Source organism: Streptomyces sp. NPDC058701, from assembly GCF_042715295.1.
In the GTDB taxonomy this organism is placed as follows: domain Bacteria; phylum Actinomycetota; class Actinomycetes; order Streptomycetales; family Streptomycetaceae; genus Streptomyces.
Window position 1 is genome coordinate 13806 of sequence record NZ_JBHXSY010000003.1, and the last position, 17037, is coordinate 30842.

The 17037-nt window shown below is 72.4% G+C and carries 16 protein-coding genes and 1 pseudogene; 5 read left to right on the forward strand and 12 right to left on the reverse strand.

From position 1 onward, the window contains the following. Positions 1 to 60: 60 nt before the first annotated feature. Together ACFWW8_RS03615 and ACFWW8_RS03620 are read right to left on the reverse strand one after the other, a co-directional pair. Complete coding sequence (locus ACFWW8_RS03615) at positions 61 to 1242, reverse strand: WD40 repeat domain-containing protein (RefSeq protein ID WP_386523078.1); 1182 nt, start codon at positions 1240 to 1242, stop codon at positions 61 to 63. Between the two features lie 82 nt (positions 1243 to 1324). Further along, positions 1325 to 1897 (reverse strand): annotated as a pseudogene (locus ACFWW8_RS03620) (protein kinase); the annotation flags it as partial. A gap of 14 nt (positions 1898 to 1911) precedes the next feature. On the opposite strand from ACFWW8_RS03620, the gene ACFWW8_RS03625 reads away from it, so the two are divergent. Both ACFWW8_RS03625 and ACFWW8_RS03630 read left to right on the forward strand, forming a co-directional pair. Then, entirely contained in the window at positions 1912 to 3036 is a 1125-nt protein-coding gene (locus ACFWW8_RS03625) for a hypothetical protein (RefSeq protein WP_386523081.1), read from the forward strand. 47 nt (positions 3037 to 3083) lie between these two features. Then, positions 3084 to 3641: a hypothetical protein gene (locus ACFWW8_RS03630; protein ID WP_386523083.1), complete on the forward strand. Its 558-nt coding sequence runs from the start codon at positions 3084 to 3086 to the stop codon at positions 3639 to 3641. 201 nt (positions 3642 to 3842) lie between these two features. On the opposite strand, the gene ACFWW8_RS03635 is transcribed toward ACFWW8_RS03630, so the two are convergent. Continuing rightward, a complete protein-coding gene (locus tag ACFWW8_RS03635; protein ID WP_386523085.1) occupies positions 3843 to 4280 on the reverse strand; it encodes a hypothetical protein in 438 nt (145 codons plus the stop codon). Between the two features lie 154 nt (positions 4281 to 4434). Here ACFWW8_RS03635 and ACFWW8_RS03640 point away from each other — a divergent pair, with 154 nt between their 5' ends. Beyond that, positions 4435 to 5157, forward strand: a complete 723-nt coding sequence (locus ACFWW8_RS03640; protein WP_386523087.1) for an NAD-dependent deacetylase — start codon at positions 4435 to 4437, stop codon at positions 5155 to 5157. A 70-nt stretch (positions 5158 to 5227) separates the two neighbouring features. Here the strand turns inward: ACFWW8_RS03640 and ACFWW8_RS03645 are convergent, their stop codons facing one another. The 8 genes from ACFWW8_RS03645 to ACFWW8_RS03680 form a co-directional block, all read right to left on the reverse strand. After that, positions 5228 to 5710, reverse strand: a complete 483-nt coding sequence (locus ACFWW8_RS03645) for a VOC family protein (protein ID WP_386523090.1) — start codon at positions 5708 to 5710, stop codon at positions 5228 to 5230. A 125-nt stretch (positions 5711 to 5835) separates the two neighbouring features. Then, positions 5836 to 9402, reverse strand: a complete 3567-nt coding sequence (locus ACFWW8_RS03650; RefSeq protein WP_386523093.1) for a CDP-glycerol glycerophosphotransferase family protein — start codon at positions 9400 to 9402, stop codon at positions 5836 to 5838. 204 nt (positions 9403 to 9606) lie between these two features. Beyond that, the gene (locus ACFWW8_RS03655; RefSeq protein WP_386523096.1) at positions 9607 to 9981 is read right to left on the reverse strand and encodes a hypothetical protein; all 375 of its coding nucleotides are present in this window, start codon (positions 9979 to 9981) and stop codon (positions 9607 to 9609) included. A gap of 112 nt (positions 9982 to 10093) precedes the next feature. Next, positions 10094 to 10513, reverse strand: a complete 420-nt coding sequence (locus tag ACFWW8_RS03660) for a roadblock/LC7 domain-containing protein (RefSeq protein WP_386523099.1) — start codon at positions 10511 to 10513, stop codon at positions 10094 to 10096. 95 nt (positions 10514 to 10608) lie between these two features. Continuing rightward, a complete protein-coding gene (locus tag ACFWW8_RS03665) occupies positions 10609 to 11406 on the reverse strand; it encodes a transcriptional regulator (RefSeq protein WP_386523101.1) in 798 nt (265 codons plus the stop codon). Next, the gene (locus ACFWW8_RS03670; protein WP_386523104.1) at positions 11403 to 11813 is read right to left on the reverse strand and encodes a hypothetical protein; all 411 of its coding nucleotides are present in this window, start codon (positions 11811 to 11813) and stop codon (positions 11403 to 11405) included. Before ACFWW8_RS03670 ends, ACFWW8_RS03665 begins: the two co-directional genes overlap by 4 nt. Positions 11814 to 11973: 160 nt before the next feature. Further along, complete coding sequence (locus tag ACFWW8_RS03675; protein ID WP_386523106.1) at positions 11974 to 12216, reverse strand: helix-turn-helix domain-containing protein; 243 nt, start codon at positions 12214 to 12216, stop codon at positions 11974 to 11976. A gap of 192 nt (positions 12217 to 12408) precedes the next feature. Continuing rightward, on the reverse strand, positions 12409 to 12969 hold the full coding sequence (locus ACFWW8_RS03680; RefSeq protein ID WP_386523109.1) for a TetR/AcrR family transcriptional regulator: 561 nt from the start codon (positions 12967 to 12969) through the stop codon (positions 12409 to 12411). A gap of 179 nt (positions 12970 to 13148) precedes the next feature. Between ACFWW8_RS03680 and ACFWW8_RS03685 the strand changes: the two genes are divergently transcribed. Continuing rightward, positions 13149 to 14384: a PucR family transcriptional regulator gene (locus tag ACFWW8_RS03685; protein ID WP_386523111.1), complete on the forward strand. Its 1236-nt coding sequence runs from the start codon at positions 13149 to 13151 to the stop codon at positions 14382 to 14384. Between the two features lie 57 nt (positions 14385 to 14441). Here ACFWW8_RS03685 and ACFWW8_RS03690 read toward each other — a convergent pair whose 3' ends face one another. Next, positions 14442 to 16382, reverse strand: coding sequence for an APC family permease (locus ACFWW8_RS03690; RefSeq protein WP_386523114.1), 1941 nt, complete (start codon positions 16380 to 16382; stop codon positions 14442 to 14444). 137 nt (positions 16383 to 16519) lie between these two features. Between ACFWW8_RS03690 and ACFWW8_RS03695 the strand changes: the two genes are divergently transcribed. Continuing rightward, positions 16520 to 16933, forward strand: a complete 414-nt coding sequence (locus tag ACFWW8_RS03695) for an SHOCT domain-containing protein (RefSeq protein WP_386523117.1) — start codon at positions 16520 to 16522, stop codon at positions 16931 to 16933. Positions 16934 to 17037: the final 104 nt, after the last annotated feature.

A 17037-nucleotide genomic window follows, 5' to 3' on the forward strand; every position in this document is an offset into this window, starting at 1 on the left:
GCCGGGCGCACGCGCGCTCTGCGGCCCGGACGACGGCGGCGCCGCCGGGGCTCCCGGCGCTCAAGGCCGCCGGGAAGCCGGCGGTTGCGACGGAGCCGACGGAGCCCGCAGGGGGAGCGGCCAGAGCCGGACGGTGTTGTCGTCACCGGCGGTGGCCAGCATCCGTCCGTCGGGGCTGAAGGCCGGCTGCACCGGGATCCCGCTTCCGAAGGTGCCGCTGAGCTCTACGGTGGTGGTACGGCTGCGTGTGGCGACGGACCACGACGCGAGTTTGACGGTGCGGTCGGACATGATGACGGCGGCGATGGTGCTGCCGTCCGGGCTGATTGCCGCCCGCTGGATGGCCTCCTGGTCAAGGACGGCGGTCGAGGCGCCGGCCGGGTCGGCCGGCTCCGTCAGGCGCAGCCCGTTCTTCCCCCTGCTCGCGGTGATGACGCCCCGTCCGTCGGGTGTGAACGCCACCGACTCCACTGCTCCGTCGAGGGTTTCGATCACGGCCGGGTCCTTGCCGGAGCCGGGGGTCCACAGCCGCAGCGCATGTCCCCGGCCTCTTTCGCCGCCGATGGCGAGGCTCTTCCCGTCGGGGCTGTGGGCCAGGACGTTCAGCCAGCCCCGGTCACCGGTCTGCGTGGCGGTGAGGGTGCCGGCGGCTGTGTCCCACATCAGGAGGTCGTCGTCACCGGAGACGGCGAGGGTTCTGCCGTCCGGGCTGAACGCGAGCACGTTGCCGATGGGGCCGTAGCGGTCGAGGGTGGAGCGGCTGGTGCGGGTCGCCACGTCCCAGAGTTCGGCCTTGGACGTACCGAGCGCCGTGCCGGTGGCGAGGGTCCTGCCGTCGGGGCTGAACAGGAGGTGCCGCACCTCCTCGGCCTTCGTGGCGAGGGTGGCGACAAGGGTGCGGGTGGTGGTGTCGCAGAGCCGGACGGTGCCGTCCTGGCAGCCCACGGCCAGGAGCCGTCCGTCGGGGCTGTAGGCCAGCGACATCACGGTGCTGTCGGCAACGGTGAGTGTGCTCCACACGTCGCCGCCCCGGTTCTTCGCGGACGGGGCGTCGCGGTCGGCGAACTGACGCACGGCGATGGCCGTCCCCGATGCCCCGGCCACGGCGGCCAATGCGCCCCACAGGACATGACGGCGGCGCGGCCCGGACGGCGCGAGGGCGGGGGCGGCCGGTGCCGCCGCGGTGGGGGCGCTCGCGAGAGCGGCCACGTCCGCGGGAACCGCCGGGGCCTGCACCCTCACGGTGGGGATGTGCCGCGCGGCCTCGGCGCCCGGCGCCGCCGACCGGGCGGCACCCCAGCCGCGCCAGCGTGCGCACGGCGTCAGGGCGCCGTTCCGGGTCCTTGGACAGCAGCTCGCCGAGCAGGGCCGCCAGGCCACCCGCCCGCACCGCCGGTGGCGCGGGCCGGGTCAACACGGCCGTGATGACCGCTGTCAGGGTCGCCCCCTCGAATGGCGGGCGTCCCTCGACCGCGGTGTACAGGGTCGCACCGAGCGCCCACATGTCCGCCGACGTTCCCACACGCCGGCCTTCCAACTGTTCCGGCGGCATGTATGGCGGAGTGCCGATGACGGCGTTCGTCCCCGTCAGATGCTGGGTCGCGTCCAGGATCCGGGCGATGCCGAAATCGGTGATGACCGGACTCTCACCGGCGAGCAGCACGTTGTCGGGCTTCAGATCGCGGTGGACCACCCCGGCGGCGGCCAGAGGATGGAACAACGGGACGGACCGCCCGCTGGTTCGGTCCCCTGTTCTGTGATCCTCGTCTCTGGCTGCCCACGGTGAGGGCGGCCCAACACCGGTGTGCGGTACAAACGTTCGGCGAGCCGACCCGGGTTCGCGGCGGCAGGTGCGCGCCTGGAAGGTGCCGCGTTCCGTGGTTCGCTTCGTGCACACCTGGGGTTGGCAGTATGAACCGTCCGCAACCCGCTCCCGTACCGCCTGCAGAAGTTGCGCGCCGCCGCACCCGCTGGGACCGCTACCGGGTCACGGGGCCGTTCTCCCCATCCGATCTCGCGAAGCTCTGGGGTCTCATCGGCGCCCTCGTGGGTGTCGCGTCGCTTCTCGGCTGGGCCCTGGACGTGAAGGGCGGCACGGTCATCGTGCTGCTGGTGCCCTACGTGTTCATGTGGTTCGACGCGCGGCGCGTCCTCTTCCAATTCGACTCCTCCGGTGTGCGCATCGGCAACGTCCGGTTGCCGTGGACCGATGTCACCGCCTTCGTCGTAGCCGAGTCGGCCGCGCTCGGGCCGCACGTACTGATCGGTGCGCGGCTGCGCGACGGTGTGGCCGTACCTGCCGGGGCCGAGGTGCTGCCACCCGATGTGTCGATGCCCGCATCGCTCCATGTGGCCGTCGAGCGCCGGAAGGTCGACCTGGGCGAGCTGACCGCCAAGACGCGGCGGTACGCGCCCGCGCACGTGCGGATCTTCGAGGTGGGAGCCTCGGAGGGCCCCTCGTCCTTGGGCGGGGACCCGTACGCGGACTCCGTTCGTCCGTACGCGCCCGGGCGGCAGCCGGACCCGGCCGTCGGCGCCCTCCGGCCTGCCCTGCCGGACGCCCACGGGCCGCGCTGGAGCCTCGTCACGGGTGCGATGCTGACCTGTGCCGCGGTGTGGGCGGTGCTCGCCGTCGCGATGCCCTTGCCGGCCATGCTCTTCGAGTACGAGGGCGGGAGCTCACAGGGCGGTGTCTTCCTGCTGACGGAGGACGTCCTGGGGCTGGACCTCTTCCCGGCCGCGGACCCTTGGAGCGGGCTGCTGACCTGGCCGTGGGTGCTCTCACTCCTTGGCATGCTCACCATCGCCTGCCGCGCCGTCCAGCCGCACGCGCGATATCGGCCCCTCAGGGTCGCGGGCCTTCTGTGCACCGTCGCCCTTCCGCTGGTGCTGCTCGGGAACGACCTGCTCTCGGCGGGCCGTGCCAGCAGCTTTGAACGCGGTTGGTGGCTGCTGCACCTTGCCGCGTTTCTGGGGCTGGGGGCGTTCGTCGCCATGGACCTGATGCTCACCCGGGGCCGTGTCGGCACGTCCTGACCGCCGACCGCCCCGCAATCCTTTCGATCAGCGACACAGGGGGAACCGTGAACACCCGCACCGTATGCGCCGTCCTCACCGCCACTGCCGCAGCACTCGTCCTCACCGGATGCTCCGGCACCAAGGAACTCTCCTACGGTGCCAAGGCGAAGAAGGACAATCTGGAGGTCAGTGTGGAACGCGTGGTCGCCGGGAGCTCCGACGACCTGTCCGTGCTCAAGGATGCGGCCCAGTATCAGGGCCGTACGCCGTACTACGTCCACTACCGCGTGACCAAGACCGACGCCGAGGACGTGAGCGGCCCCTCCTTCGACGTCACGGCGGACGGCGACCTGCTGACCCGGTTGAACATCATGAGTTCCTTCCCGCAACCCGTCGTGGGCGCGGACGGCAAGCTCAGCTACAAGGACACCCCCAAGTTCGACAAGTGCCTCGACGAGCACGACTCCGCCAAGTTCAAGCAGGCCCCGGCCGGCGAGAGCTACGAGGCCTGCTCCGTCTACCTCGCCGCATCGGGCTCCAGCACGGCGCCCGAGAAGGTCGAATGGGTCAAGGGTGGCCTGCTGCGGCGCAGCGACGACGAGGCGTTCGCCGTCTGGAAATGAGCCCGCCCCGTCGGGGCGCCGTTCGTCAGCCGCGGTCCGCTGCCGGACGGTCGACAGCGACGCCGCAGACGTTGGCGGGGCGCGGCGCGGGACCGTGAGGCCGTGCGTACGGGTTGCGCCTTCGTACCCGGGACAGGCTCGGGGAGGGTCGCGGCCCTGCCGACACCCGGCGTACGGCCTCCCGGGGCCGCGGCACGCAGGTCAGCCGGCGCAGATCACGTCGTCGAGCCGGATGGGGAGGGAGTCCAGGCGGACGTACGCGGTGAAGGTGTCGGTGGCGTCGGCCGACCAGTGGGCCGTGACGGTGGCCCAGCCGACGCCTGCCGACTGGGCCACGGTGACGGGGCCGATGCCGACGTCCAGCGGCCGGTTCTGCGAGCAGAGCAGGACGTCCACCTCCGGGGTGGCCGCCTGCTTGTCCTTCAGCACCTGCGAGACCCGGTACGCGCGGTCGTACGCGGTCGGTCCGTGGTCTCCGTAGAAGGAGGCGAGGAATCGGCTGATCTGGGTGGCGGTGTGGTGCCGCAGGTCCGACCGGTCCGGCGGGGCGGCGAGGGCGGGTCCGGAGGACACGGCCGCCGGCAGCGCGAGCAGGACGAGCAGCAGGGCGGTGCGGAGGCCGTACGGCATGAGTCTCATGTCCGGTTTGTAGCCCCCGGGGCGGGTCCGCCGGGAGGGGCGCGGCCCGAACTCACTCCTGTGGGGGGCGGGATTCACCGGAGCGCCCGGGAACCCGACTCCCGGGCGGGTAATGCGGTCGCGGGCGGCCGGGCCGCGTACGTAGGGTCGGCCCATGGGAAAGCCGCTCGTCGCCGTGTTCAGTGGGGCAGGGATGTCCACCGATTCCGGGATTCCGGACTACCGGGGCCCGCAGGGCCTGTGGAGGCGGGATCCCGGGGCCGAACAGCTCGTCACCTACGCCTCCTACATGGCCGATCCGGAAGTCCGGCGCCGGTCCTGGCTGATGCGGGCCGAGATCGCGGCGATCGGCGCGCGGCCCAACGCCGCGCACCTGGCGGTGGCGGAGCTGGAGCGCGGCGGGACCCCGGTGCGGGTCGTCACCCAGAACGTCGACGGGCTGCACCAGCTCGCCGGGGTTCCGGAGCGCAAGGTGTTCGAGCTGCACGGGACCGCCCGGTCGGTCGTGTGCACGGGCTGCGCCGCCCGGTCGGACATGGACGGGGCGCTGGCCCGGGTCGCGGCGGGGGAACCGGATCCCGGCTGTCGGGCCTGCGGCGGGATCCTGAAGGCGGCGACGGTGATGTTCGGCCAGCGGCTCGACCCGGAGGTGCTGGGGCGGGCGGTGGCGGTGGCGAAGGGGTGCCAGGTGTTCATCGCCGTCGGATCGACCCTCCAGGTCCAACCCGCCGCCTCGCTGGCCGGTATGGCCGCCGAGGCCGGCGCCCGGCTGATCATCGTGAACGCCGAGGAGACCCCGTACGACCCCCTCGCCGACGAAGTGATCCGCGAACCGATCGGCACGGCCCTCCCGGCCCTGCTGGCCCGCATCTCCTGACGCCCGCCCGTCGTGCCCGCGATCCGGCCGGCCCCGCGGTCCGTGCGTGCGCGGGACGCGGGGCGGGGGGTCAGACGGCGTCGGCGGCTCGGCGCATCTCCGCCACGTCGATCTTCTTCATCCGCATCATGGCGGCGGTGGCGCGGGCGGCCCGCTGCGGGTCCGGGTCGGCGATCAGCTCGACGGCTTCGACCGGGGCGACCTGCCACGAGAGCCCGAACCGGTCCTTGAGCCAGCCGCAGGGCCCCTCCTGTCCGCCGTCCCGGGTGAGCACCTCCCAGTAGTGGTCGGCCTCGGCCTGGTCGGCGCAGTTGATCTGGAAGGAGACGGCCTCCGTGAAGGGGAACTGCGGGCCGCCGTTGATGCCGATGAACTGCTGCCCGTTGATCTCGAACTCGACGACCATCACCGTGCCCGCCGGCCCGGGGCCCGCGTCCGTGTAGCGGCCGATCCGCCCGAGCTTCCCGTCCTTGAAGACGGAGAGGTAGAAGTCGGCCGCCTCCTCCGCGTTGCCGTCGAACCACAGGCACGTGGTGAAACCCTTGCTGGTCATGACGTCCTCCAGGCCGTTGCGCGGGCGGTGGGTACCCGTCCTCACATACAGACCGGCCCCGGGCCCGAATCTCATCGGTGGGCCCGGGGCCGGTCCGTGTCCAGCCTGGAATTCGCTCGTGCGGGTTACTTCCCGGTCGTCCCGGTGACGCCGAGCATGCGGTCGACGACCCGCTTCGTGGCCGAGCCGTCGTCGAGGTCGCAGAACTCGGCGCGGAACGCCGCCCGCGCCCCGGCGTACTCGGCCGCGACGGACTCCGCGTTGCGGACCGCCGCGATCAGGCTCGCCGAGTCCGGGAGCAGCGGACCGGGCGCCTTCTCCTCCAGGTCGAAGTTGAAGCCGCGCAGCGTGCCCCGGTAGTGCTCCAGGTCGTACGTGAAGAGCAGGATCGGCCGGTCGGTCACCGCGAAGTCGAAGATCGCGGACGAGTAGTCCGAGATCAGCACGTCGGCGACCAGCAGCAGGTCGGTGGCGTCGGGCCAGCGCGACACATCGATGACGAAGCCGTCACGGACGCCCTCGCGGACCTGCTCGCCCACGTTGTGGTGGCCGCGGACCAGCAGGACGTGGTCCTCGGCGAGCTCGCGACGGGCCTCGTCGAGGTCGATGTTCAGGTCGAGCTTGTAGCCGCCGGAGAAGCCCTCGCGGTTCTCCCGCCAGGTCGGCATGTACAGCACGACCTTCTTGCCCTCGGGCAGGCCGAGCCGGCGGCGCACCTCGGCGATCCGCTTCGGGTCGGGCGTGACCAGCGCGTCCGTGCGCGGGCTGCCGGACTCGACGACCTCGCCGGTGTAGCCGAGGGCGCGCTTGAGGATGGGGGTGGCGTACGAGCTCGGGGAGGCGAGCAGCGTCCACTGGGCACTGTCGTGCTCCAGGCCCTCCAGCACCTCGGGGCTCGTGTAGTAGTCGTGGACGTAGTCGTGGCCGATCTGCTTGATCGGGGTGCCGTGCCACGTCTGGACCACGGTCTGGCCGGAGCGGCGCAGGAAGTTCCGCGGCACGTTGGAGTTCACCACGTAGTAGCGGGCCCGGGCCAGCACGTCCCAGGACTCGACGCTGTCGTACTGGACGGCGCGGGCGGTCTCGGGGACCTCGGCGCGGCCGTCGCGGACGAGCCAGATGTGCTCCAGCTTCTCGCCGCGGCGCAGGAGTTCCTCGTGGATGGCGCGCGGCGAGTCGCCGGCCCCGTTCCCCTGGAACGTGTCGTAGACGACCATGTCCTTGACCGGGAGGGCGCGCTGCGCCGGGTAGGTCTCGTAACGGGCCACGCGCTGGGCGAAGTTGGAGCGGTCGTGCGGGCTGAGCAGCGGGTCGGAGACGAGCACCATGCGATCGTGGAAGCGGGCCTCCACGCGCATCCGCCGGCCCTGCACGGTGACCGGGTGGGGCCCGGCGAAGAGCAGGCCGGGGCCTATCTGCACCGGGGCGCCGCGGTCGACGCCGAGCAGGCCCGCGGTGGTTCCGCCCTGCGCGGCCGGGCGCAGGGTGGGCCACCAGCGGCCCTCGGGCAGCGTGGTGCGGCCCCCGTACGCCTCCGGGAGAGCGGGGACGAAGGTGGTCTCGAAGGCGTCCCCGTCGCGGGTGACCGGGTAGCTGAACTCGACGCCGTGCACGTTGTGCAGGACCAGCTCGTACGGCTCGTCGGTCGGTGCGAGGAAGCGGCCCCGCAGGGTGATGGCGCCGTCCTTCGCGGTGACCCCGTCGACCAGCGGCGGCGAGGGCTGCGCGGAGAGGATCAGGTGGCCGGTGTTGCCGCGCTTTGCGTACAGGGAGCGGCCGGCGTCGCCGCCGGGCAGCGGGACGACGAGGCCGGTGAAGTCGCCGCGCTCGTCGTGGGCCAGCGGGTGCTCGGTGCCGTCGGCGCCGACCACCGTCAGGGTCCAGGGCTGCGGGCTCCACTCGCCGGGCAGGCACTCGGCGTCCGGGACGGCGGCGAGCCCGGCCAGCGGGACGCGCGCGGTGAAGGGCACCCGGCCGCCGGCGGCGGCGGAGGTCTCCAGCGGGAAGGACAGGGCGGTCGCGGTGATGGCGTGGACGGCCCGCAGGGTGGCGCCGGCGCCCACGTGGGCGGCGAGTTCGCCGACGATCTCCAGGGCGTCGTCACCGGCCGGGCGGACGTCCAGCGCGCGGGCGCGGACGGTCTCGACCTGGATGGTGAGGGATCCGGAGACGACCGGCAGGATGCGCACGTCGGGGGCGACCCAGTGCGCGGGCGGGTTCTGGCCGGTGTCGTGCTCGCCGCCCCGCAGGCGGGCGCGGTGCAGACCGCCGGCGCCGGTCACGGCGACGGAGGTGGTCCAGACGCCGTCGCGCCAGGTGCCGCCCGACTGGAAGATCGAGGGGTCGACGACCGCGGTGAAGCCGGCCCAGTCCGCGTGGCGCAGGGCGAGGTGCGGGGAGTTGACGGTGGCCATCGGGGAGGCGACCGTACGGGCGCTGACGACGGAGCGGCGGCGCTTGCCGCCCTCGCGGAACACCAGCATCTTGCGGGAGCCCAGGCGGCTTTCGGCGCCGAGGTGGCCCGGCAGGGCGTAGCCGCGCAGGAGCAGCTTGCCGTCGGCCCAGACGGCCTGCTCGAGGCGGCTGACGACGCGGCGCTCGCGCGGCCCGAGCGTGAGGATCTTGGGGGGCACGGGCGGGCGGCCCTGGAGGAAGGGGTAGTCCGCCTGCGGGCGGGCGAGGCCCTTGACCGGGACGCTGTAGTGGTAGTCCCGCTGGTGGTCCTGGAGGGCGATGAAGTCCTCGACGCGGCCTTCGCGGGCCAGGAACGCCTTCAGGCGGTCGGCCACGGTCAGGTCGGACCAGGGGCCGGTGCCGATCTCGCGGACGAGACCGCCGACCTCCTTGACGAACGCGTCGCGGAAGTCCTGACCGCCCTCGCCGACGTACTTGTAGATGAGCGGCAGTTCCTCGCTCAGCACGTTGTAGTCGTAGTCGCGCAGGTAACGGGCGTACTTGGCGCCCTCCTTGCCCTTGAGGGCCTCGCGGACCAGGCGCACGGAGGTCACGCGGTCGATCAGGGAGACCGGGTCGGTGGAGCGCTGGGTGATGGAGCGCTCGCCGGTCTCGCGGACACGCCAGTGGTAGACGCAGTCGCTGATGATGTCGACGCTGGACGCGAAGTAGTGCGCGGGGATGCTGACCGGGGCGTCCTCGTAGAGGATGCCCTCCGGGTACTGGAAGCCGTGCTCGTTCCAGAAGCTGCGCCGGTAGACCTTGTTCCACGCGGTGCGGTCGGTGACCAGCGCCGGGAACTTGGAGATGTGGGTCTTCAGCTGGGTCTTGGCGAACGCCGCCCGGTGACCCCAGGACTGCTGCATGCCGACGGAGCGGAAGCGCTTGACGTTGCCGCCCGCGAAGTCCGAACCCGTCTCGTCGAGGGCCGCGATGAGCCGCTCGTACGCGTACGTGGGCATGGTGTCGTCACTGTCGACGAAGGCCAGGTACTCACTGTCCTCGTGGGCGTGCCGCGCGCCCACGTTGCGGGCGGCGCCGAGGCCGGCGTTCTCCTGCATGACGACCCGGAAACGCTTGTCCCGCGCGGCGAACGCCTTCGCTATGACGGCACTGGTGTCCGTGGAACCGTCGTCGACGAGGATGGCCTCGAAGTCGGTGAAGGTCTGAGCTGCAAGGGACTCCAGGCACTCGTCGAGGTAGAGCTCGACGTTGTAGACGGGGACGACGATGCTCAAGCGCGGGGGCATGGGTGGCGAATTCTCCAGCGTTTTATGCTTTATCGATGATCGGCTGATTACAGCATCCTACTCTGTAACAGATTCATAAAATCCCACCATCTTGGACATATCCTGTCTGATCGCCGGGGCGGACGGCAAAGAATTAAGCCGCCCGCCACCTTGACGAAGGCCTCCGGAGCAGGTCCGGGAAGGGCTCGCGGGTCAGACCTCCAGCTCGTTCTCGATCTTCTTCAGCTGGTGGCGGGCCATCGCGAGGTTCGCCCGGCCCCGGTCGAGGGCCAGGTAGAGGAAGAAGCCCGTGGTGCCCCGGCCCTTCAGCAGCCGGATCAGGTGGTACTGCCCTCCGAGGGTGATCAGGATGTCCTCGATGTCGTCGTTCAGTCCGAGCATCTCCATCGTGCGGACCTTGGCGCGCACGACGTCGGTGTTTCCCGCGGCGGCGACGGACAGGTCCAGGTCCTTGCCGCCGCCGACGGTACCGAGGGCCATGCCGCTGCCGTAGTCGACGAGGGCGGCGCCGATCGCACCCTCGATCGTGGTGGTTGCTTCCTTGAGTGCGGTCTCCACGTTGGCCATGTGAAATTCCTCTTTCCTGTTCGCTGGTGAGCTGTTCCGGAGAGCACGGCTGTCGCAGTGCGGGTGTACGGAGGTTCGGGGCCGGACGGGCGTGGCGCCGCCGGTGTCGGGGCTACGTCGGCGGGCTACCGGGGCCGCGCCGTCCGAGGCTGTGGTCTATGAGGTCGGCTATGCGCAGGCTGGAGCGCCGGGCCTCCAGGTGGAGGCGCCCGACGTTCACGCGCGGCTCCGCGAGCAGGGTGAGCACCGCGGCCTCTCCCGCCGCGTACGTCGCCACGTATCCGTGTTCCCCGCGCACGAGCAGCTCGCGGAACGCCCCCTGGCCGGTGCTGTCGCTGAGCCGCTGGGCCACCCCGAGGGCGGCCGCGGTCAGGGCGGCCACGGTCTCGGCCTCGGTGGCGGCGCTGTCGTGCGCCAGCACGAGGCCGTCGACGCTCGCGGCGAGGGCGCCGGTGAGCTGGGGAACGCGGGCCCGGAGCCTGCGGAGCTCTGCGAGTATCTCGGCCTCCGCCTCGGCGGGCACCGTGCTCATGTCGGCCCTTCTCCTTTCGGACGGCCCTTCGGGCTGCCTCTCGGGCAGCCTGCGCTCGGAGCGGTCGGCGCGAAGGGCCGGTCGCAGCGGGAGCCTCACAGGCTTGCCTCCAGTGCGTCGCGTAACCGGCGGAGCAGTGCCACGTCCGGGGATTGGGCCTGGGTCATCCAGTCGGGCAGCGGTTCCGCGACCGGGGCGGGGGCCGCGGCGCGCGGGGTGTCGACGAGGCCGGCCGCCGCGAGGCGCCGTACGTCGAGGAGGGTGTGGAAGGCGGGCCGGCCCAGCACCCACGCGAGGTCGGCGGGGGTGCGGACGCCGTCGGCGTGGTGCAGCAGGAGGCGCTGGCGGGGGGTGACCGTCTGACCGGGCGCGGCGGCCCGGGGCACCACGGGCGCGGTGTCCAGCAGCGGGTAGGGCCAGACCGCGTCGAGCAGTTCCCGGCGGCGCCGGGTCTCGCGCTCCACGGCGGCGGCCGGGACGGAGCGCACGGAGCCGATCCAGTGGGTGGCCCCGCGGCGGAACCGGGAGGGGCCGCTGCCCGGGGACAGGGCGAAGAAGGCGGCGTCGAAGATCGCGGCGAGGTGGCAGATCTCCAGTTCGCCCCCCGCGAGCCCGCCGCTGTCCACGAGGAAGCGGGCGACCTGGCGGCGGGCGCCGGCCCGGTCCAGGGCCTCGCGCCAGCGCTCGGGGGCGAGGCCGCCGCCGGTGGTGAGCAGGACGTCGAGGCCGGGTGTGGCGGGGCTCTCCGCGTGGACTATGCGGCCGTCCTCCAGGAAGAGGGTGCCGCGGTCGCGGAGCAGGGCGCCGGTGGCGCGCTCGGCGGCGAGGCGGGTGAGGAGCGGGGAGACGGCGGTCATCGGGGCGGGCAGCGGCACCGGGGCGGGGGCGGTCATCTGAGCACCAGCTCCTCGGCCAGGCTGCGGAGTCTGTGCCGGGCGAGGGCGAGATTGCCCTCGGCGCGATCGAGCCAGAGGTGGAGGAAGACGCTGCTGTCGAAGCTGGTCTCGACGAAGCGGAGCACGTGGTAGCCGGTGCGCGTGGTGACGATCAGGTCTTCCACGGGCGGGCCGGGAGGTGCTCCGCCGCCGGATATCTGCTCGGACTCGGACGGTGCGAACGACTCGTACTCGGCGGCGGCCCGGGCCAGCTCGGCGGTCTCGGCGGCGGTGGTCTCGTGGTCGCCCACGGGCGAGTCCCCGGCGGTGCCGAGGGCCAGTCCGCTGCTCCAGTCGACCAGCGCGGCCCCCCGCGCACCAGGCAAGGCCATGGCTTCGAGCAGGCATTCGTCGATCCCGGGCACGCGGGCTCCCCTCCCGGCCGGACGTGCGGGGTGCACGGTCGTACGGCGCGACAGGAGGGAACCTACTCAACTTCCGCAGGGCGAAAAGGCGTTCTGGCATTTTCCGCTGGAACATGCGCCGAAGCGTGTAACAGCTTGGCCGGAACCCGTCGCCTTCTGATCAGGAAGCGAGCGGAAGATCGTCGGCGAGCCGGAACGACCCGCCCTCGTGCCGTACGTAGCCCTCGTGGCTGAGGGTGCGCAGCAGGTGGTAGACGGTGGGCAGCGGAATGCCGGTGATCCGCGCGAGGCGCTTGGCCGTCGCCCCGTTCTCCGCGTACATCGCTTCCACGAGGCGCAGCGCGCGCTGCACGGAACCGATCAGAGTGGGCGTGGTGTCCTTCTGGCTGTGTTCGGTGCGCATGAGTGGTCCCCCTGCTCCGGTACGAGGCCTGGCCGACCCATCAAAGTCCTTCACCGGCTCCAACACCAGCTGACTCGCGTAAACCTGAGCATAAGATCACCGCCGTCCGGCCCGCGCCTTCTGCTTCCGGGCACGGTAGGGCGCCCCTATGGCCCCTCTCTCCCCATCGAACTCCGATATCCCACGCGTCACTTACGCACCACCCTCCGGGAGGAGCCGCTCGGCCATCGCCCGGATGAGCCCCTCCACCGAGTAGGGCTCCAGCAGGGCGGGCACGGTCAGGTCGTCCACGATCAATCCCAGCATCGCGAGGTACAGCAGGACCACGCCCTGCCGGTCCCCCGGCAGGCCCGACTCCAGGTGCCAGGCCACGTTGGCCTCCAGCTCCGCCCCCTGGAACCCGGCCAGTTCGGCCTGGAGTTCGGGGCGCCGGGTGGCCTCCAGCCGCAGTTCCAGGGACGCGATGTGCACGCTCCGCTCGCGCCGCATCCGGTCCAGGAGCTGCCCGAGCAGCACCGTGGTGTCCAGCGGGCCGCCGAGGTCGGCCGGATCGGGGACCAGCCGCTCGCGCGTGCGGTGCAGGATCTGCACGAGGAGCTGCGCCCGGTGGGCGAAGTAGTTCGACGCGGTGCCCGTCGGCACGCCCGCCTCCGCGTCCACCGCGCGCAGCGTCAGTCCGCGCGAACCCTCGCGCGCCAGGACTTCGATCGCGGCGTCGAGCAGCGCGGCGCGGCGCTCCGGATTCTGGCGCATGGGTCGTCCTAGGTATCGGTGCCGCTGCGCGGCCCCCCGCGGAGAACCCCGGGCGCGGGGCCGCCGGTGGCGGCGCGCAGCGCGGTGAGCACTGCACGTGCAGTGCTCCGGTCACGGTAGCGGATGCACCGCGTCCCGGCCCTCCCCAGCGCCCCCTCCCCCGTGTCAGGCTGCCCGTCATGGAGCGGATCATCGAGGAGATACGCGAGGACCTGTCCCGCCGGCTCGCCGCGGCCGCGGACCGGCTCGCCGAGCGGACGCTGGCCGAGGATCCCGCCTACGCCGCCCTGCTCGGCCGGGCCGAACTGCGCGAGCGCATCCACCACAACCTCCGCCAGGCCGTCGACGGCCTGGTCCGCAGCTCCCGCGGTCTACCCGTCGAGCTGACCGACGCGCGGGCCACCGGGACGCTCCGGGCCGAGCAGGGGCTGCCGCTCGCCTCTCTGCTGCGCACCTACCGCCGGGGCGGGCGGCTGCTCTGGCTGACCCTCACCGAGGCGGTCACCGCGCACGACCGGGCCGCGCTCCCCCGGCTGCTGCCGGGCGCGACGGCCCTGTGGGACGTACTGGACCAGATGACGGACGCCGTCACCGAGTCGTACCGGACCACGGAAGCCGCCCGCGCCGACCGCGACCGGGAGCGCCGCGCGGCCCTGCTCGACGCGCTCCTGGACGGCGCGGCCGCCGTCGACGGGCCCGCGGCCTCCGAGGCGGCGGCCCAGCTGGGGCTCCCGGAACGGGGCCGTTTCGCCGTGGTCGTACTGGCCGCCGGGGGCGCGGACTCCGCGGGCCCGAGACCCGGGGCCGCCGGTGCGCCGCGCGTGCTGTGGCGGATCCGCGCCGACGGGGAGACCGGCTTGGTGCAGCTGGGCCACCACCCGCTGGAATCCGTACGGGACCTGCTGGCACCGCTCGGGGTGCGGGCGGGGGTCAGCCCGGTGGTGGGGGCTCCGGCCGAGGTGGCCCGGGCGCACCGGCTGGCGGCCCTGGCCCTGCGCACCGCCCCGGCGTCGGACGGCCCGCGCACCGCCCTGCTCGACGAGCGGCTGCCGGCGGCGCTGGTGGCCTCGCAGGCCGAACTCGCGGGCCGGCTCCGCCAGGTGGTGCTGGGTCCGGTCCTGGGGCTGCCCGCGGAGGACCGCCGGGTGCTGCTGACCACCCTCGGCACCTGGCTGGCCTGCCGGGGCTCGACGACGCACGCCGCCCAGCGGTTGTACTGCCACCGCAACACGGTCTCCAACCGGCTGCGCCGCCTGGAGCAGCTCACCGGCCGCGCGCTCTCCGACCCGGCGCACGTGGTGGAACTGGCCCTGGCCCACGCTGCGGTCGTCCAGCGGGGCGGCGCGGAGGGCGCGGCCTCCCGGCCCGGGCCGCCCGGCCACGGGCGCCGCGCGGGCGGCGGGCCGGCCTCCTGACACCGGCGGCCCCGGAAGGCGCCCGGCCCCCGCACGGGACCGGCGGCCCGGGCCCACTCAGTCCTTCTCGCGCACCCGCTCCGGCAGTCGGGCGGACTCCGACAGGTACGGCACGTCGATCACCGCCACGCCCGGCGTGAACAGCAGCCGCGCCTTGAGCCGCAGCGCGTTCTGGTTGTGCAGGGGCTGCTCCCACCAGTGGCCCACCACGTACTCGGGGATCACCACCGACAGCACGCCGGTGGCGTCGTCGGCCGCCCGTTCCTGTACGTACGCCAGGACCGGGCCCACCACCTCGCGGTACGGCGAGTGGAGGATCTTCAGGGCGATCCCGGGGTCGTGGGCGGCCCAGGCCTCGCGGAGCCGGGCGGCGTCCTCCTCGTCGGCCGCCACGGTGACCGCCGTCAGGCTGTCGGGGCGCAGGCCCTGCGCGTAGCCCAGCGCCTTGAGCGTGGGGGCCTGCACGGAGGCGACCAGTACCAGGACGTGGTGGCGGGCCGGCTTGCGCGGTCTGGCGCCGGGTGCGACGGCGACCTGCCGGGCGACCTGGTCGTAGTGGCGGCGCACGCCCTTCATGCCGAGGAAGAGCAGCGGCATGGCGATGACCACCAGCCAGGCTCCGTGCGTGAACTTGGTGAGGAGCACGATGACGAGGACCAGTGCGGTCATCACGGCGCCCACGGCGTTGATGGCGAGGCGGCGGTGAATGTGGACGCGCTCCTCGCGCGGGGTGCCGGGTGAGGCGAGTTCCCTGCGCCAGTGCCGGACCATGCCCGACTGGGAGAGGGTGAAGGAGACGAAGACACCGATGATGTAGAGCTGGATCAGGCGGGTCAGTTCGGCGTCGAAGGCGACGATGAGCGCGATGGCGGCGAGCGCGAGCAGCACGATGCCGTTGGAGTAGACGAGACGGTCACCGCGGTTGAAGAGCTGGCGGGGCGCGTACCGGTCCCGGGCCAGGATCGAGGCGAGCATCGGGAAGCCGTTGAAGGCGGTGTTCGCGGCGAGGATCAGCACGCCGGCGGTGACGGCCTGGAGCAGGTAGAAGAGGAAGTGCCAGCTCCCGAAGGTGGCCCGGCCGATCTGGGCGAGGGCGGTGGAGGTCGGGGTTCCGGGGGCGAGTCCCAGTTCGGTGGGGTCGGCGGCCACGTGCACCTGGTAGGACATGGCGAGGACGGTGATGCCGACGAACATCGTCACCGAGAGCACGCCCATCGCGGCGAGGGTGGTCGCCGCGTTCCTGGCCTTGGGCTTCTGGAACGCGGGTACGCCGTTGCTGATCGCCTCGACACCCGTGAGGGCCGTACAGCCGGAGGCGAAGGCGCGCATCGCGAGGAACACCAGGGCCAGGCCGGTGTAGGTGCCCTCCGGGGTGATGGGGAGGTCGGCGGATTCGGCGCGGATGGTCTCGCCGGTCGCCAGCCGGACGGCGGCGAACGCGAACATGACGTAGATGACGAGGACGAAGCCGTAGGTGGGGACGGCGAACACCCGCCCCGACTCCCGGACGCCGCGCAGGTTCATCAGGGTCAGCAGCGCGACGAAGGAGACCGAGAGCACCACTTCGTGGTCGTGCAGCGCGGGGACCGCGGAGGTGATGGCGGCGACGCCGGAGACGACGGAGACGGCGACGGTCATCACGTAGTCGACGAGCAGCGCGCTCGCGGCGGTGAGGGCGGCGGTGGGCCCGAGGTTCTCCGCACTGACGACGTACGCCCCGCCGCCGCCGGGGTACGCGTGGCAGGTCTGCCGGTAGGAGGCGATGACCACCACGAGGAGGAACACGATGGCGGCGGCCGCGTACCAGGTGAGGTGGAGCAGCGCGACTCCGCCGAGGGCGAGGATCAGCAGGATCTCCTCGGTGGCGTAGGCCACGGAGGAGAGCGGGTCGCTGCAGAAGATCGGCAGGGCGAGCCGTTTGGGCAGCAGCGTCTCGCCCAGGCGCGCGGTGTCCAGGGGCTCCCCGACCAGCACGCGTTTCGCATTGATACGCCTCATTCGAGGATGATCGTCCATGTGATTCCGGTTTACGGAGCTCTGTCGGCTGTGTCATGCCGCGAACCCGCCCCGGACCCGGCCAGTGGCGATCTTGAACCGGCACTGCGATGGTGATCGGGTACGGAAGGAGGACGGCCATGGACCTCTCTGTCTACCTGGCCTACGACTACCCGGTGCTGGGCGCGTTCTGGACCGTGATGTGGATCTTCCTGTGGGTCATGTGGCTGTTTCTGCTCTTCCGGATCATCGTGGACGTGTTCCGCGACCACGAGATGAGCGGCTGGCTCAAGGCCGTGTGGGTGCTGTTCCTGCTCCTCATCCCGTTCCTCGGTGTGCTGGTCTACGTGATCGCCCGGGGCAAGGACATGGGCAAGCGCGAGGTTCAGCACGCGCAGGAACGCCAGGACGCCTTCAACTCCTACATCCGGGAGACCGTGAAGGATCCCGGCCGGGCGGGCGCGGACGACCTGGTCCGGCTCTCCGAGCTGAAGGCGAAGGGCGACCTGAGCGAGGAGGAGTTCCAGAAGGCCAAGCAGAAGCTCCTCGGCTGACTCCACGACGCACGGGCCCGGTCCGGGAGCGGCGACCCCCGCTCCCCGACCGGGCCGCGCCACGCCGCGGCCCCCGTCACCACCCGGCGGCCGCGCGGCGGATG

Bases quoted from the DNA above. Each gene is read 5' to 3' on its own strand.
- ACFWW8_RS03625 (WP_386523081.1), top strand. From the start codon at position 1,912: ATGAACCGTCCGCAACCCGCTCCCGTACCGCCTGCAGAAGTTGCGCGC.
- ACFWW8_RS03695 (WP_386523117.1), top strand. From the start codon at position 16,520: ATGGACCTCTCTGTCTACCTGGCCTACGACTACCCGGTGCTGGGCGCG.
- ACFWW8_RS03660 (WP_386523099.1), bottom strand. From the start codon at position 10,513: ATGAGCACGGTGCCCGCCGAGGCGGAGGCCGAGATACTCGCAGAGCTC.
- ACFWW8_RS03675 (WP_386523106.1), bottom strand. From the start codon at position 12,216: ATGCGCACCGAACACAGCCAGAAGGACACCACGCCCACTCTGATCGGT.
- ACFWW8_RS03645 (WP_386523090.1), bottom strand. From the start codon at position 5,710: ATGACCAGCAAGGGTTTCACCACGTGCCTGTGGTTCGACGGCAACGCG.
- ACFWW8_RS03655 (WP_386523096.1), bottom strand. From the start codon at position 9,981: ATGGCCAACGTGGAGACCGCACTCAAGGAAGCAACCACCACGATCGAG.
- ACFWW8_RS03685 (WP_386523111.1), top strand. From the start codon at position 13,149: ATGGAGCGGATCATCGAGGAGATACGCGAGGACCTGTCCCGCCGGCTC.
- ACFWW8_RS03680 (WP_386523109.1), bottom strand. From the start codon at position 12,969: ATGCGCCAGAATCCGGAGCGCCGCGCCGCGCTGCTCGACGCCGCGATC.
- ACFWW8_RS03665 (WP_386523101.1), bottom strand. From the start codon at position 11,406: ATGACCGCCCCCGCCCCGGTGCCGCTGCCCGCCCCGATGACCGCCGTC.
- ACFWW8_RS03690 (WP_386523114.1), bottom strand. From the start codon at position 16,382: ATGAGGCGTATCAATGCGAAACGCGTGCTGGTCGGGGAGCCCCTGGAC.
- ACFWW8_RS03640 (WP_386523087.1), top strand. From the start codon at position 4,435: ATGGGAAAGCCGCTCGTCGCCGTGTTCAGTGGGGCAGGGATGTCCACC.
- ACFWW8_RS03635 (WP_386523085.1), bottom strand. From the start codon at position 4,280: ATGAGACTCATGCCGTACGGCCTCCGCACCGCCCTGCTGCTCGTCCTG.